Origin of the sequence: Lysinibacillus sp. NPDC097231 (assembly GCF_044761885.1) — a bacterium.
GTDB lineage: Bacteria > Bacillota > Bacilli > Bacillales_A > Planococcaceae > Lysinibacillus.
Genome location: NZ_JBIWDH010000012.1, coordinates 92,077 through 107,775 on the forward strand (window position 1 = coordinate 92,077; position 15,699 = coordinate 107,775).

Sequence of the window (15,699 nt, forward strand, 5' to 3'; positions counted from 1 at the left end):
GTTGTATAATGTTGTGGTACGAGGAAAGAAAGCAGGTTGGCAAAAATGGAAAGCAAAATGAATGTATACGCAGTTATAGACACGCAACAACATCAGCTATTCGTGTTAAAGAATAAGCTAGATGTGAAACATAAGGTGGATGTATGAAAAACTGGTTGATTTTCATTTCTGTCTTTATGGTTTCATTGTCACTTGTCATTAGTATTTTAGTAATCTGGAAAGCCGAGGCTCCATTCCGATCAATTGAAGAACAGGCTGAACAGTTGGCACTCGATGCCAAAGCCCTCGCAATTGTCACGGAGTCCTACACATATAATGGCAAACATTCGTATGTCACTGTGTTCGGAGTAGATGAATATGGTGATAAAAAGGCTGTCTTTGTTCCGACGAATCTAGAAGCTGATTCAATTCAGGAAGTATTTTTGAAAGATGGTATTAACGAAAAGCAAGCATTATCGGTTTTTAAAAAGGAAGGAAATGTACAAAAGGTTCTTAATATGAAGTTAGGCTATGAGGAGCCAGGAGCTGTTTGGGAAATTACGTATCTAAACGACCACGATAAGCTCAACTATGTCTATATCATGTTTAAGGACGGCGACTGGTGGAAGCGCATTAAGAATTTATAAGAGGAGTAGATCCCGTATGAAAAATTTATTAGCAAACCGTGTGAAAACTTTAACACCATCTTCAACTTTAGCAATTACTGCGAAAGCAAAAGAATTAAAAGAGCAAGGTATTGATGTTATTGGTCTAGGTGCTGGTGAGCCAGACTTCAACACTCCACAAAATATTTTAAATGCTGCCATTGACTCAATGGAAAAAGGTCTAACAAAATATACACCTGCTGGCGGACTTCCAGTACTTAAGAAAGCCATCATCGATAAATTGCAGCGCGACAACAACCTTACATACAAGGCAAATGAAATCATTGTAGGTGTTGGTGCGAAACATATTCTTTACACACTATTCCAAGTGATTTTAAATGAGGGCGATGAAGTCATTATCCCAATTCCTTATTGGGTATCTTATCCAGAACAAGTGAAATTAGCAGGTGGTGTACCTGTTTATGTTGAAGGTACACGCGAACAAGGCTATAAAATTACGGCTGATCAATTAAGAGCTGCTGTGACAGATAAAACAAAAGCAGTGATTATTAACTCACCTTGTAACCCATCAGGTATGATTTATTCTTGCGAGGAGCTAGCTGAACTTGCTGTTGTTGCAGAAGAAAAAGATATTTTAATCGTGTCAGATGAAATTTATGAGAAGCTTGTATACAATGGTATTGAGCATTTTTCAATTGCACAACTTTCTGATGCAGTGAAAGCACGTACAATCGTTGTAAACGGTGTAGCAAAATCTCACTCTATGACAGGCTGGCGTATCGGGTATGCTGCAGGATGTGCAGACATTATTAAACCAATGACTGACCTTGCATCACACTCTACATCAAACGCTACAACTACTGCACAATATGCAACAGTGGAGGCGTACAATGGACCACAGGACACAGTAGAAGAAATGCGCCAAGCATTCGAATCTCGTCTTGAAATAATCTATCCACAGTTAAGTGCAATTCCTGGCTTCAATGTCTTAAAACCACAGGGTGCGTTCTACTTATTACCAGATGTGTCTGAAGCTATGGCTCATACTGGCTATGATTCAGTAGATGCATTTGCTGCGGATATTTTAACGGAAGCAAACGTAGCAGTGATTCCAGGCTCTGGCTTTGGTACACCAACTACAATGCGATTATCTTATGCTACATCTTTAGAATTATTAGAAGAGGCAGTCCGTCGTATTGATGCATTTGTAAAATCAAAATGGCAAGACTAATCCTTCTAACCAACCTTGGAGGATTTCTATGAAAAAAATTATGATTCAGGATATGCCAAAGCATATCGGTGAAACAGTCAAGCTAGGTGCTTGGTTAGCAAACAAACGATCAAGTGGGAAAATTGCCTTCTTACAGCTACGTGATGGTTCTGGCTTTGTTCAAGGCGTTGTTGTGAAGGAAGAAGTAGGCGAAGAAATTTTTGCCGTTGCAAAAGGTATGACACAAGAAACATCAATGTACATTACAGGTGAGGTTAAAGCAGATGAGCGTTCGAGCTTTGGCTGTGAGCTTGCTGTAACTGGCATTGAAGTACTGCATGCTGCAACAGATTTTCCGATTACACCAAAAGAACATGGTCCAGAGTTTTTGATGGATAACCGTCACTTATGGCTTCGTTCTCGTAAGCAACATGCGATTATGAAAATTCGTAACGAAATTATTCGTGCAACTTACGAGTTTTTCAACAACAATGGCTTTACAAAAATGGATCCACCAATTTTAACTGGTTCAGCTCCGGAAGGTACTTCAGAGCTCTTTGCTACAAAATATTTCGATGAAGATGCATACTTATCTCAATCTGGTCAGCTTTATATGGAAGCGGCGGCGATGGCATTAGGTAAAGTATTTTCATTCGGTCCGACATTCCGTGCTGAAAAATCTAAAACACGTCGTCATTTAATCGAGTTTTGGATGATTGAGCCAGAGATGGCGTTTGTAGAATTTGAGGAAAATCTAGAAGTGCAAGAACAATATGTTGAACATATTGTGCAATCTGTTCTGGCAAACTGTAAATTAGAGTTAGAGCGACTTGGCCGTGATACATCAAAACTTGAAAATATCAAAGCGCCATTCCCTCGTATTTCTTACGACGATGCCATTAAATTATTACACGAACAAGGTTTTGATGATATTGAATGGGGTGATGACTTCGGTGCGCCACATGAAACTGCTATTGCCAATTCATTTGACAAACCTGTATTCATTACTTGCTACCCAGTAGGAATTAAACCATTCTATATGCAACCACATCCTGATCGCGATGACGTCGTATTATGTGCAGACTTAATTGCACCAGAAGGTTATGGTGAAATAATTGGTGGTTCTGAGCGAATCCATGACTATGATTTATTAAAGTCTCGTCTTGAAGAACATCACTTATCATTAGATGCTTATGCTTGGTATTTAGAGCTACGTAAACAGGGCTCTGTACCACACTCAGGCTTTGGTCTAGGATTAGAACGTACGGTGGCATGGATTTCAGGCACTGAGCATATCCGTGAAACGATTCCATTCCCACGTTTACTAAACCGCTTATATCCATAAGCATATAATTTTTGGTATTACACATCCTATGCAACATAGGGTAGGAGGAAAGAATTCAACTTTGCTCTTTGATGCAGAGATGTGAAACTTGGTTGTTAAATTAAAAAGTCGCGTAGTGATATGTCTACGCGACTTTTCTACTTACTATGGAAGAAGGAGTCAAGTAAATATGAACACAAATAATAGTCGACTCCGCATATGGACTGAGCAGAGAATAATTCAGATTCCCCAGTTTTTTTTTCAGTTTTATAAGGAGTTAAACATAGAGGATGAAGAGGCGCTGATTGTTATGCATTTACTTGCTTTCCATATGGAGGGCAATGATTTTCCAACACCTAATGATTTGATGAATCGACTCACAATGCCTGACAGTGACATTACTTCACGTCTTCAGCGATTAATGCAAAAAGGCTTCCTCGAAATTACACGAGATGTTGATGTAAACGGCAAGCTATACGAAAAATATTCGGTATACCCACTTTGGGAGCGTATCATGCAGTTGATTGAAATGAAAGAACACCAAAAGTCAGCAGCTTCACTTCGACAAGAAGAGGGTGAGATATTCCGTTTATTTGAAGAGGAAATGGGGCGTCTTTTATCTCCTTTAGAGCTTGAAAAAATTGGTTCTTGGCTAGATGAGGATAAGCACAGCCCAGCGCTTATTAAGGAGGCGCTTAAGGAAGCTGTGTTTGCTGGCAAGCTGAGTATTCGTTATATTGATCGAATTTTGCTGGAGTGGAAAAAGAAAAATATTACGACACCACAGGCTGCACAAAAACAAAGTGAGCAGTTCCGTGAAAAACAAACTTTTAACAGGCAGCCAGTTCGTACAGTGCAGCAAGATACACAGTCGACAAATAAAGTACCATTTTATAATTGGTTAGAAGAAAGAGAGTAGGGGACTTCCGATATGTTAACAAAAAAACAGTGGGAGCATTGTCTAGCAGAAATGGACCGTATGTTTCCTGATGCACATTGTGAGCTAGTACATGATAATCCGTTCGAGCTAACAATTGCCACGTTATTATCTGCCCAGTGTACCGATGTCCTTGTGAACAAGGTAACGAAAACATTGTTTCAGAAGTATAAAAAGCCAGAAGATTATTTAGCAGTGTCCTTAGAGGAATTGCAACAGGATATTTGTTCCATTGGCTTGTATCGAAATAAAGCGAAGAACATTCAAGCGTTATGTCAACGATTGTTGGAAGAATACGATGGAGAAATACCTGCAAGCCGCGAAGCATTGGTCACATTGCCTGGTGTCGGTCGTAAAACGGCCAATGTCGTATTATCGGTAGCTTTTGATATCCCAGCTCTTGCGGTAGATACACATGTAGAGCGAGTGTCCAAACGATTAGGTCTTTGTCGCTGGAAAGATTCCGTGCTTGAGGTGGAAGAAACCATTATGAAAAAAACTCCGATGGACAAGTGGTCGAAAACCCACCATCAGCTAATTTTCTTTGGTCGTTATCATTGTAAGGCTCAAAATCCTGGCTGTCATACATGCCCTTTACTTGATGATTGTCGTGAGGGCCAAAAGCGATTGAAAAAAGGGCTGGTGAAGGAAGCGTGAATGTAGGGGCAATTGCAAAGGAAAAAATAGATGCTTGGTTTGCAGAGTGGCAGGAGCTAGAATTCAAGATTCATGCAGCCCATGATGCAAGAAACGGAGAAGCAAAAGTCTTGATGGAACAGGCAACCGTATTGTTTGAGCGTTTAGTGCAAGAGGCAGGAGAAGAGGTCTTGCCAATCAATGGCGTTGAACGAATAACCTTTATAAAAGCAAAGCCTGGTCAATATGCTTGCTATCGTCAACTTGATGAATTATTTAAGGAGACAAAAAAACGAGCGGCAAGATTAAGACTCCAAGCTGCAAAAAGCTAGGGTAGACGGATAGAAGTTGCAAAATACATTGATAGAAATGAAAAAGCAGAGAAGCGTAATGATGAACTACGCTTCTCTGCTTTTCTTTTACTCTGTGTTATTGTTTTCTTCATTTGGAGCTACAGGATCTGTTGGTGGAGTTGGTGGTTGGCTACCGTTATTGTTGCCGGTGTTGTTACCGTTAGTTCCTCCATTGCCGGTCCCGTTATTGTTGCCATTTCCGTTGTCGTTGTTATTGCCGTTGCCATTATTATTACCGTTGTGATTGCCATTGTCACCGTTATTGTCCCCATCAGGTTCTGTTGGTTGATCTATATCAGGCTGTTCTGGCGTATCAGGTTCTGTTTCTTCATCAGGCATACTTGCTACCTGGAAGGTAGTTGTACCTGGATCACTGCGTGTACCATCCACAATAGCCACAACAGAAATCGTGTAATTGCCATCTTCTAGTGTGTTGCTGTTAACTGTTAACTCTTTGCTTTCCGTTGTACCAAGAACAATAGTTTCTCCACCTTCTTTTGTAGCAGATACTTCAAATGTTGTTTGTAATGGTTCGTCTGTTTCCGGATTAAGCATTGTATCATGCTCCCATGAAATATTAATTGCTTGAGATCCTAAATCTAGGATAGCAGAAACATTATAAGGAGTAGATAGTTCAGGTGCCTCGTATTGACTTGATACTTCGGTAGGCTCGGTACCACGAACAAATAGCTCTGTTTGACGTTTTTCACTTGGTGTATAATCACTTGCTAGTTTAAGAGGCTTCGATCCTACTTCAATTGTAGCTTCTACAACTGAACTTGGCTTTTTGAAACGCGGTGTATCAACGTTCGCTGAAATCTCTTTCATAATATTTTTAAATAAATATTGCGGCAAGCGACGTTCATCCCAAGTCGTAATTGGGTCAAAGTGTTTTTCATAACCACTCCATATTGCGATTGAATAGTTAGTTGTATAACCTGCAAACCATGAGTCTGGCACACTAGTACTTGGTAGATTGTGCTTGTTAAAATCCGCTGATGAGTAGTTTGTTGTACCTGTTTTACCTGCGATGTCTAAGCCTGAAACATTAGCTGCAGTACCTGATGCATCAGGCTTATTGCCGACAACATCACGTAGCATGTCTGTCACCATATATGCTGTATAATCACTCATCGCAAATTCAGACTTTGGTGTATAATCTTTTGTTGATTTACCATCACGGTAAACAATTTTTGTTATCGAATGAGGGGTATTGAAAACACCATTATTCCCAAATGCCGCATAAGCAGCTGCCATTTGCACAGGAGACATCGCAATATCCCCACCACCGATGGCATCAGATTCATAAACATTTTTAGCTTCGATACCTAAACGACCTACGAATTCTTTGGCTTTATCAATACCGACTTCTTGTAATGTTTTAACAGCTGGAACGTTACGTGAAGCATATAACGCTTTACGTGCTGTCATTGCACCCATATATTTACCATCCCAGTTCGTGATGGATTGGTTCGAACGTGTGTATTTCATAGGTTCATCTACAAGTGTTTGACCTGTTGACCATTTTAAATTTTCGATGGCTGGTCCATAATCAAGTAATGGCTTCATTGTGGAGCCTGGTTGATGTTTCATATCATATGCATAGTTCCAGCCACGCTCAGTCCCGTAATTGCGTGCGCCGCCAATTGCTTGAATTTGACCAGTTTTTGTGTCAACAACAGCTACACCGGATTGAATGTTTTCTGTTGGGAAGTTACTATCATCATTCATAATGTTTTCTACAATTTGTTGGGCATTTGGATCAAGTGTTGTATAGACTTTAATACCTTCCGCCATTGCAGTACCATCACCGTTATCCTCTAACTCACTAATAACGACATCAAGGAAGGCGTCGTATTTAGAGCCAGAAAATTTTTGACGTGTTGCATCGTCAGCTAGACCAGCTTGAACTTCTGCTTTCTTTGCTTCTTCCATCTCAGCTTTTGTAATTTTACCATGTTGATACATTAATCCTAGAACCGTATTACGACGTTTTTTAGCAAGTTCAGGATTTTTTAATGGATTGTAAGCATTTGGGCGTTGTACTAAACCTGCAAGTAATGCTTCTTCATCTAAAGTTAAATCTTTTAAGTCTTTACCATAGAAATATTGAGCTGCTGTTCCGAAGCCGTAAACACGACCTGACATCAGCATTTTATTAAAGTACATTTCAAAAATTTCTTCTTTGGAATATTTACGTTCTAATTGGAATGCAAGCCAAGCTTCCTGTGCCTTACGTTTTAATTTTTTCTCGTTTTGTAAAAATGAGTTTTTGACAACTTGCTGTGTTAATGTAGAGGCCCCTTGTGCCCCGAAGCCATCACGGAAGTTAGCAAGAACTGCCCCACCAAGGCGATAAAAATCTATACCATGGTGCTTAAAAAAGCGTACATCTTCCGTCGCAAGGATTGCGTTAACCATACCCTCAGGTATATCTTCATATTTTACATATTTACGGTTTTCTGCACCGATTGTTGCAAATATTTCACCGTTTTTATCATAGAATTCTGAGGAAACGGGGTCCTTTAGCAAGTCTTCATTTAGTTCAGGTGCAGTACTTGCATAATAAGCGAATAGCCCGGCACCTCCAATAAAACCTACGGCCACTATAGCCATTAGTGTTAACATAATGCGCTTGAACCATATCTTTTTCGATGGTTTCGGTGCGGTCTTTTTATTTTTTTGCGCGAGAGCTTTTTGATGCTCACCGCGTGTTCGACGATTTTCGGTCATTCTACTATCTCCTCACTTTCAGAACCAAGGCTATTTGCATCGATGAGCTGTTGGATAATCGGTAAATAATCGATACGTGGATAATAGCTTGTTGGAATTTCAAAAGCCTCCTTTTCAATAGTTGAAAAGGGTATTGATTTACGTTCACCTTTTTCCATTGCTAGCCAGGTCTTTTGTAAAACTTGGTATGGTACTATAAAATATCGCTCAAAAGCTGAAAAACGAACGATAATAAAAGCCACTCCATTTTGTTCCGTCACTTGCTGCATATGTGTCATTTGATGTAAGTGTATATTTTTTAAAGGAAAACTGGTCTTTGAGGCTGTTTCCTTTGCATCAAAATCAATATAATGCCCATTCCAAACACCATTATAATCAGTTGTAGAGGGTGTTCGGAAATATGCCTCACGAATAACTGCAGCACTTCGTGATGGGTACTCTACTTTGACGATTTGCACGGGAACAGGTTTCTTATGAATGATAGCAAGCCGCCTTTTTAAATAATAGTCGTTCGCTTCATTAATTTCATCTTCAAGTGTTTTTCCTCGATTGCTAAATGAAATATCTTTGTCCTGTCCCTTCTTTTCTGTTTTTTGAACAGATGGATTAGGGGTATACATTTTCCCATTTGGATAACGAATTGTCACTAAGCTCACCCTTTATAATACTGCTATTATACAATAGTTTACCATGATTCAGTATTAGTTCTCCACTTCCGTTAATAGTGTAATTGATGCTAGATTAACTTCTTTCAGCAGAAGTCTCCCACTTCTATAGGGGTGAGATGGATGCGGGTTTAGACTACTTTTCAGCGGGTGTCCAAACACCTGCTGAAAGAAGTTAAAGCCTCCGGCGGATGTCACGGAATCGGGAAGGAGTTCTTTGTGCAAGCACAAAGCCGATTCCGGACGCAATTATGCCGAGGCATAATTGATCATTGGTAAAATTACCGAAATCAACAATGGATTGTGTGGCAATTTTCGCCTCTTGAAGTCGAAAAATATCACGAAGCACAACAAGTTCTTCCACCCAAATCGTCAAAATAACAGATTAAATTTCTAGCAAGATTTTATTGCGAAACTGTGCACCACATAGCTTTTATTTAATAGACGATTTTGAAGACAATACGCTTCATAAAATAGTTTTTATCGAAATACTTCTTCTTTCAGCTAACTTACGCTTATTTTGTCACGCATGAAGGTAATCTTATACATACGAGGAATACATAAGTAAAGCTAAGGAGGCGTTATATGAACAAGTTAGAAAAATTAGTTGCGCAGTTGGATCTGGTCAATCAGTTACTTTTAACTAGAGTGTCGTTGGAAAACAATGCACAGAGCATGCATTTTTTTATGCAGCTCAAATCTGTTAGCCAGAAAGTAAGCTTAGCAGAAAAGAACTGGCAAGTAAAGAATGCTTGTTCGCTTATAAGTAGTGAAAAATGATAGACTTTGGTACACTTATCTCATATGCAATTTAGATAACCCAATATGAGCATAGACAGTATTTACCTCAAATGAAGGTGTGCCATGAACATATGAGCATATGCAAATCATTAGGAGTAAATTCGCTCATAGGGCTTAATTTATAGCAGACGATTTTTTATATAGCACGAATTTTAACAATAGCTGTTTCGGAAAATTAGCTTAAAATGATACTATGCGTACATTAATGCTTATGAAACAACAGCTAAAATTCGCACTTTTTTTAGAGGTGAAAAATTGTCAGCTATTTAATAATGCTGGAATTAATGAGATGAGGTGCGGAATTGTTATTGATACAGCAAACTTCCATATTAATAGATGAATGTGAAAAATGTGTAACACGCTTTTGGCAAATGCGTGAAGAAGACCGTGCGCCAGATTTTTTTGCGGAGGTTAAGCCACATGCTGATGTTATTCACCAGCTTTTAAAGGAATGGCAGCAAGAGGCAAATATATGGATTAAAAAAAATCAACCAAAATATATGCATACACAACAAATTGCTTCGGTGGTGGAATCGATGGAGCAATTTGTTGTGCAATCTTTTTATAAAGAAACAAGTAAAAAGCGTTTTTTAGATGCGATTCATTCTACCTCCTATACGTTAACAAACCTTGACAGAATCGTGAAGGAGGCTAAAGCAAATGTTATCGAAAAAAAGGACCATTAGTGAGCTATTACGCGAATGGAGATATGATGAAGAATTGAAAGAACGCATTTTACACTGGCAAACGCTTGATGGACGTGAAGCAAGATATGCACCTTTCCCTGGAAATTTGCATCCTTCACTTATAAAGGCACTTCATGCAAGAGGGATAGAACAATTGTACACCCACCAACGTGAGGCATTCGATTTGGCAATGAACGGTGTATCCTTTACTGCTGTTACGCCAACTGCATCAGGAAAATCTTATTGCTACCACTTACCTGTTCTTCAAAAAATATTAGAAGATAAAAATGCACGAGCGATTTATTTATTTCCAACGAAAGCTTTAGCACAGGACCAGAAAAATGATTTAAATGAATTAATTGAACAAAGTGGTGAAGAAATTTTAAGCTATACGTATGATGGAGATACTGCACCAGGCATTCGTCAAAAGGTTCGCAAGGCAGGGCATATTGTGATGACCAACCCTGATATGCTTCATTCGGGGATTTTACCACATCACACGAAATGGGTTTCACTATTTGAAAATCTAAAGTATATCGTTATTGATGAGTTGCATACATATAAAGGTGTGTTTGGTTCACATGTGGCCCATGTTATTCGAAGATTAAAGCGTATCTGTGAATTTTATGGTAGTAAGCCGGTTTTTATTTGTACATCAGCAACCATTAAGAATCCAAAAGAGCTAGCCGAAGCTCTAACGAATGATACCCATGCATTAATTGCCGATTCAGGAGCTCCAGTTGGTAAAAAGACATTTCTTTTTTATAATCCTCCTATTGTTCATAAAACATTTGGCGTACGTCGAAGTGCTGTATTAGAGGTGAGTGACCTCGCTAAAAGATTATATACAGCAGGTATACAAACTATTATTTTTGCCAAAAGTCGTGTACGTGTAGAAATGATTGTGACGTATTTAAAGGAGCTTACACGTAATAAGCTTCTTGATGAGTCGGTGCGTGGCTATCGTGGTGGTTACCTACCTTCTGAACGGAGAATTATTGAACGAGGACTTCGAGACGGAACTATTCGAACGGTAGTTAGTACAAATGCGCTTGAATTAGGCGTCGATATTGGCCAATTGCAAGCATGTATCATGACAGGTTACCCGGGAAATATTGCGAGCGCCTGGCAGCAAGCGGGCCGCGCGGGGCGTCGTCAAGATGAGGCGTTAATAATTTATGTAGCTCAATCGACAGCACTTGACCAATACGTCGTGGATCACCCGCTGTTTTTACTTGGCAGTGCGCCAGAGGAAGCGCGTATTTATCCCGAAAATATGCTGATATTAATGGATCATTTAAAATGTGCAGCGTTTGAGCTACCTTTCTCCACAGATGATACGTATGGTGAATATGAGATTCAGGAATTACTTGACTACTTAGCTGAGGAAGGTGTTGTTTTTAAAACAACAGACAAGTGGCATTGGATGAGTGATCGTTTTCCTGCACACGATATTAGCCTGCGTTCGGCTTCACAAGAAAATGTTGTGATAATTGATATGACAGTCCCTGCACAAACAAAGGTTATTGGTGAAATGGATCGTCATAGTGCTATGACATTACTACATGAAGAGGCTATTTATTTACATCAGGGCATTCAATTCCAAGTAGAAAAGCTTGATTGGGAAGAAAAGAAAGCATATGTAAGAGAAGTAGATGTCGATTACTATACAGATGCCAATCTAGCGGTTGAAATGAAGGTGCTAGAGGAAGATCGTAGTCGCCATTATACAGGCGGTACCATTAGCTTTGGAGATGTTGGTTTAGTCGCCCAAGCAACTATTTTTAAGAAAATCCGCTTCGGCACACATGATAATATCGGCTCAGGTCCGATTCATTTACCGCCTGATGAAATGCATACAAGCGCATCATGGTTATCTTTCAATAACACGCCTCAGTGGTCAGAGGCAGAGCTTACGGATGCAATGACTGGAGCTGCTTACGCAATGAATGCTTTTATTCCAATATTCATTCAATGTGACAGCAGTGACGTAGCAGTAGTCCCGCAAGTAAAGGCATCCCATAATGAGCTGCCAACGTTTTTTGTCTATGATAAGTACCCTGGTGGTATCGGGCTAAGTGAAAAAGTCTATGATTTATGGGAGGATTTATTAACTAAAACTTTTCATCATGTGGCGAATTGTCCTTGTGAGTCAGGGTGTCCATCCTGTATAGGGGCGCAAGATAGTTTGCAGCAGGGGAAGAAAAGAGTAGTAGAGCTTCTTAGGATTTTAAATTAGATGACAAAGAGGGCTTGAGAGGAAAAGTCTAACTAATTAAAGCAGTCGGTAAAAATGCTGAAATTCGCTGAATATGAGAGGAAAATTATCTTAGCGCGAAATGGTCATTTATTGGGCTGTGAATTTCATACGAAATTAACCGTGATTCAAGAATTCTAGAATATTTTGTATCCTATGGTATGACTTGCAAAATCTGTTTTCGTATAGTACAGTATGGTTAAAATTTAAATAACTGAACACGATGATGGGAAGTAGTAGCAAGCACGTTTTTTTTAGAGAGTCAGCGGTTGGTGGAAGCTGATAGAAGCACTTGTGAATCCGTCCTGGAGTTGCACAGTCGAAGTAATGTAAGTAGGCTGTAGCCGGCTGAAATGCCGTTATGAAATAAGCGGATTAGGTATATGCCTAATCAATTAGGGTGGCAACGCGGGTAGCTCTCGTCCCTTTTTAGGGATGGGGGCTTTTTTGTGTTTATTTGGATTCAAAGCGGAGCTATTCGAGTTGAGCTTGCAACGCAATTACACCAAGACTTAATGGAGCAATGTCATTAAACTACTGGAGGTATGATTATGTTAGATATTAAACGCGTACGCGATAATTTCGCGGAAATTAAAAAAATGCTATTAACACGTAATGAAGATTTAGGCAACTTAGATGACTTCGAGGATTTAGATGCAAAGCGTCGTAAGTTAATTACTAAAACAGAAGAATTAAAAGCAGAACGAAATAAAGTATCTGAACAAATTTCAATTATGAAACGCAACAAGGAAAATGCAGATGAAGTTATTGCTCGTATGCGTCAAGTGGGCGATGAAATTAAAGAGCTAGATGTTCAACTAAATGATATTGAAGAGCGCTTTAAAGATATGATGATGCGTTTACCAAACATTCCACACGAATCTGTACCAGTAGGGACAACAGAAGACGACAATGTAGAAGAATATACTTGGGGTGAAATTCCAACATTTGATTTTGGCATTAAAGCACATTGGGATCTTGCTACAGATTTGAAGATTGTTGACTTTGAACGAGGTACAAAAGTAACAGGTAGCCGTTTCTTATTCTACCGCGGGCTTGGAGCTCGTTTAGAACGTGCATTAATGACATTTATGATGGATTTACATGCAGAGGAGCATGGTTATGAGGAAATGCTACCACCTGTCATTGTTAATCGTGATAGCTTGACGGGTACTGGAAATCTTCCTAAATTTGAAGAAGATGTATTTAAATTAGAGGAAACAGATTATTTCATGATTCCAACGGCAGAGGTACCTGTCACAAACTTCTATCGTGATGAAATTTTACTGGCTGAGGCTTTACCACAAGGCTTTGCTTCCTATAGTGCGTGCTTCCGTTCAGAAGCAGGCTCTGCGGGTCGTGATACACGTGGTTTAATCCGTCAACATCAGTTCAACAAAGTAGAACTAGTTCGCTTTGTAAAACCAGAGGAATCATACGATCAATTAGAGCTATTAACAAATCATGCAGAAAAAGTATTGCAATTACTAGGCTTACCATATCGTAAGCTAAAAATGTGTACAGCTGATTTAGGTTTTACTGCAGCGAAGAAATATGATTTAGAAGTTTGGATTCCTGCACAAAACATGTACCGTGAAATTTCTTCTTGCTCTAACTTTGAGGATTTCCAAGCACGACGAGCAAATATCCGCTTCCGTCGTGAGCAAACTGCAAAACCAGAATATGTTCATACATTAAACGGTTCAGGTCTTGCCATTGGTCGTACAGTTGCCGCTATCCTAGAAAACTATCAACAAGCTGATGGAAGCGTAGTAATTCCTGAAGTTTTAAGACCATACATGGGTGGTAAAGAAATAATTGCACCAAAATAAATAACGGGTAAATGCTATTTTAGATATCCTTTAACAGGTAATTGGATTGCCTTTTTATTGATTTACAGATGCTTTTTATTGTATCGGGTGGTGTAAACGCCGTGGAATTGAAAAAATGCTTTATTTCTTAAAGGAATTTTAGCGAGCTAAATGGGTAGCAGTTGTACAGTGTACCTGAGAAAAAGTGTGGGAGTTCGATTCAAAAAAGCTGTATAAATAATGTTCATAGAAAAAGCCGCGAAACGTTGATTTAACAACTTCGTGGCTCTTTCGTGTGTTTCCAAACGAGCGTTTGGGAACAAATTAATTACAACTTATGTCTATATTGTAAAAGGGAGGTATCATGATGTGGTTAATATTAGGTCTTATTGCTATAGTAGCAACTTTTATAAATCTTTATATGTATACAACAGGTAAAGATTATAAACTTGCGATGGCAATGGGGTTATCATTTACAGCATTGACACTTTGTGCAGAACATAGCCTTGTATCTAATTGGGTAAAAGATGAAGATTGGGCGGCTTTATTGGATGTTGTACCTACTATGGAAAAGGCGTTATGGTTTCTGACAATTGTTTCTATTTTGCTAAATATAGCACCTATACTTTTAGAATTAAAAAATAAAAAATAATTACATATTGTTGTTCATTTGGATTTACAACGTTAAGAGCAAAAAGGTTCCAAACGACGCTTTGGTATATTTTCTAATATGTTACAATTTACCTGAAAAATATCAGGAGGGTTCGATTCAGAATGATAAAAGAAATTATTAACGTTGTTTTACCAATGAAAACATATGATACAACTAAAATGGACTAGTGGACTAAAGAACAATGGCAGGAATTTGTTGGAGAAGAAAAGGACCACGTAGGTATACAACTATTGCTGATGAATGATAACGATTTTTATTTAAAAATAATGGGTATTTACTTTAACGAAGCAACAGAAGAAATGTTTTTTAGTTTTGATACACAAAATAAACTTAATCGAAATATAAATATTCAACTCGGTCAATGGAGGATTGATGATAGTATTTATAATTTATCTCATGAAAAGCCTCAATATTTGGAGAAATTTTCTGTTGTTAGAGGTTTTCAAAAATATGTAAAGCGCACGTATTTAGAAGAGTGGGACAAGACTACAATTGAAATAAAAATTTTCGATGCAGAAACAAATATAATCATTAGAGAGCTTGAATTTCAAATAAATAAGCATTATACATAGATTTTTTAGTAATGTGCATAGATATTAGTACAACAAAGATTAATAACATATACAAAATAAACCTAATAAACGTTCCCAAATAAAAGTTTGGGCGCACATTAAAAAGCCACGAATGCTGTTAAACCAGCGTTTTGTGGCTTTATGTATGAACATTATCTATACAGATTTTTTTGCAAACGTATATGAATATAGTTACAATAAGACTTTTCAGGATTTTGCAGAAAACGCTGCAGGTGTGCTATCTGAATAAAAACGTGTATAAATAGACAATTTAGTATCGCTGTAAATCTGCATTTTTCAACCGGCTCCTCAACTTCAACTAATAGGGGCTTTTCTTCAATATAAAGTGTACCCTTTGTAAAGGACATTTTAAAAAAAGCTCTAGGCAACTTGAAGAAGATGATGTCTGTATTGTGCAGGTGTCATCTTTTTTAGG

At 38.5% G+C, this 15,699-nt stretch carries 14 protein-coding genes, 1 pseudogene and 1 other annotated feature; of the genes and pseudogenes, 13 read left to right on the top strand and 2 right to left on the bottom strand.

What is annotated here, in order from left to right; genetic code table 11:
- Positions 1-143 precede the first annotated feature (143 nt).
- The 6 genes from ACIQXF_RS09670 to ACIQXF_RS09695 all read left to right on the top strand — a co-directional run bounded on the left by ACIQXF_RS09670 (position 144) and on the right by ACIQXF_RS09695 (position 5,044).
- Positions 144-626, top strand: a complete 483-nt coding sequence (locus ACIQXF_RS09670; protein WP_402782107.1) for a cell wall elongation regulator TseB-like domain-containing protein — start codon at positions 144-146, stop codon at positions 624-626.
- Positions 627-642: 16 nt separating this feature from the next.
- On the top strand, positions 643-1,836 hold the full coding sequence (locus tag ACIQXF_RS09675; RefSeq protein ID WP_402782110.1) for a pyridoxal phosphate-dependent aminotransferase: 1,194 nt from the start codon (positions 643-645) through the stop codon (positions 1,834-1,836).
- Positions 1,837-1,864: 28 nt separating this feature from the next.
- Positions 1,865-3,160, top strand: a complete 1,296-nt coding sequence (gene asnS, locus ACIQXF_RS09680; RefSeq protein WP_402782113.1) for an asparagine--tRNA ligase — start codon at positions 1,865-1,867, stop codon at positions 3,158-3,160.
- Between the two features lie 169 nt (positions 3,161-3,329).
- The gene (locus tag ACIQXF_RS09685) at positions 3,330-4,058 is read left to right on the top strand and encodes a DnaD domain-containing protein (RefSeq protein ID WP_402782116.1); all 729 of its coding nucleotides are present in this window, start codon (positions 3,330-3,332) and stop codon (positions 4,056-4,058) included.
- 12 nt (positions 4,059-4,070) lie between these two features.
- The gene (nth, locus tag ACIQXF_RS09690) at positions 4,071-4,733 is read left to right on the top strand and encodes an endonuclease III (RefSeq protein ID WP_402782119.1); all 663 of its coding nucleotides are present in this window, start codon (positions 4,071-4,073) and stop codon (positions 4,731-4,733) included.
- Entirely contained in the window at positions 4,730-5,044 is a 315-nt protein-coding gene (locus ACIQXF_RS09695) for a YpoC family protein (RefSeq protein ID WP_402782122.1), read from the top strand. The genes nth and ACIQXF_RS09695 overlap by 4 nt, the downstream gene beginning before the upstream one ends.
- Positions 5,045-5,131: 87 nt before the next feature.
- On the opposite strand, the gene ACIQXF_RS09700 is transcribed toward ACIQXF_RS09695, so the two are convergent.
- Both ACIQXF_RS09700 and recU read right to left on the bottom strand, forming a co-directional pair.
- On the bottom strand, positions 5,132-7,798 hold the full coding sequence (locus ACIQXF_RS09700) for a transglycosylase domain-containing protein (protein ID WP_402782125.1): 2,667 nt from the start codon (positions 7,796-7,798) through the stop codon (positions 5,132-5,134).
- Positions 7,795-8,445 carry a Holliday junction resolvase RecU gene (recU, locus tag ACIQXF_RS09705; protein ID WP_402782128.1) on the bottom strand — a complete coding sequence of 217 codons (651 nt, stop codon included), beginning with the start codon at positions 8,443-8,445 and terminating at the stop codon, positions 7,795-7,797. Before recU ends, ACIQXF_RS09700 begins: the two co-directional genes overlap by 4 nt.
- Positions 8,446-9,048: 603 nt before the next feature.
- Between recU and ACIQXF_RS09710 the strand changes: the two genes are divergently transcribed.
- The 7 genes and pseudogenes from ACIQXF_RS09710 (at position 9,049) to ACIQXF_RS09740 (ending at position 15,263) form a co-directional block, all read left to right on the top strand.
- Positions 9,049-9,243, top strand: coding sequence for an endonuclease (locus ACIQXF_RS09710; protein WP_402782131.1), 195 nt, complete (start codon positions 9,049-9,051; stop codon positions 9,241-9,243).
- 323 nt (positions 9,244-9,566) lie between these two features.
- Positions 9,567-9,950, top strand: a complete 384-nt coding sequence (locus ACIQXF_RS09715) for a YppE family protein (protein ID WP_402782134.1) — start codon at positions 9,567-9,569, stop codon at positions 9,948-9,950.
- Complete coding sequence (locus ACIQXF_RS09720) at positions 9,925-12,189, top strand: DEAD/DEAH box helicase (RefSeq protein WP_402782137.1); 2,265 nt, start codon at positions 9,925-9,927, stop codon at positions 12,187-12,189. The genes ACIQXF_RS09715 and ACIQXF_RS09720 overlap by 26 nt, the downstream gene beginning before the upstream one ends.
- 232 nt (positions 12,190-12,421) lie before the next feature.
- Positions 12,422-12,637, top strand: a binding site (T-box leader).
- A 121-nt stretch (positions 12,638-12,758) separates the two neighbouring features.
- The gene (serS, locus tag ACIQXF_RS09725; protein ID WP_402782140.1) at positions 12,759-14,039 is read left to right on the top strand and encodes a serine--tRNA ligase; all 1,281 of its coding nucleotides are present in this window, start codon (positions 12,759-12,761) and stop codon (positions 14,037-14,039) included.
- A 46-nt stretch (positions 14,040-14,085) separates the two neighbouring features.
- Positions 14,086-14,181 (top strand): annotated as a pseudogene (locus ACIQXF_RS09730) (aminoglycoside phosphotransferase family protein); the annotation flags it as partial.
- 204 nt (positions 14,182-14,385) lie between these two features.
- On the top strand, positions 14,386-14,670 hold the full coding sequence (locus tag ACIQXF_RS09735; RefSeq protein WP_402782149.1) for a hypothetical protein: 285 nt from the start codon (positions 14,386-14,388) through the stop codon (positions 14,668-14,670).
- A gap of 257 nt (positions 14,671-14,927) precedes the next feature.
- Positions 14,928-15,263, top strand: coding sequence for a hypothetical protein (locus ACIQXF_RS09740; RefSeq protein WP_402782143.1), 336 nt, complete (start codon positions 14,928-14,930; stop codon positions 15,261-15,263).
- Positions 15,264-15,699: the final 436 nt, after the last annotated feature.

Bases quoted from the DNA above. Each gene is read 5' to 3' on its own strand.
- nth (WP_402782119.1), top strand. From the start codon at position 4,071: ATGTTAACAAAAAAACAGTGGGAGCATTGTCTAGCAGAAATGGACCGT.
- ACIQXF_RS09675 (WP_402782110.1), top strand. From the start codon at position 643: ATGAAAAATTTATTAGCAAACCGTGTGAAAACTTTAACACCATCTTCA.
- serS (WP_402782140.1), top strand. From the start codon at position 12,759: ATGTTAGATATTAAACGCGTACGCGATAATTTCGCGGAAATTAAAAAA.
- ACIQXF_RS09700 (WP_402782125.1), bottom strand. From the start codon at position 7,798: ATGACCGAAAATCGTCGAACACGCGGTGAGCATCAAAAAGCTCTCGCG.
- ACIQXF_RS09720 (WP_402782137.1), top strand. From the start codon at position 9,925: ATGTTATCGAAAAAAAGGACCATTAGTGAGCTATTACGCGAATGGAGA.
- ACIQXF_RS09735 (WP_402782149.1), top strand. From the start codon at position 14,386: ATGTGGTTAATATTAGGTCTTATTGCTATAGTAGCAACTTTTATAAAT.
- ACIQXF_RS09685 (WP_402782116.1), top strand. From the start codon at position 3,330: ATGAACACAAATAATAGTCGACTCCGCATATGGACTGAGCAGAGAATA.
- asnS (WP_402782113.1), top strand. From the start codon at position 1,865: ATGAAAAAAATTATGATTCAGGATATGCCAAAGCATATCGGTGAAACA.
- ACIQXF_RS09740 (WP_402782143.1), top strand. From the start codon at position 14,928: ATGAATGATAACGATTTTTATTTAAAAATAATGGGTATTTACTTTAAC.
- ACIQXF_RS09670 (WP_402782107.1), top strand. From the start codon at position 144: ATGAAAAACTGGTTGATTTTCATTTCTGTCTTTATGGTTTCATTGTCA.
- ACIQXF_RS09710 (WP_402782131.1), top strand. From the start codon at position 9,049: ATGAACAAGTTAGAAAAATTAGTTGCGCAGTTGGATCTGGTCAATCAG.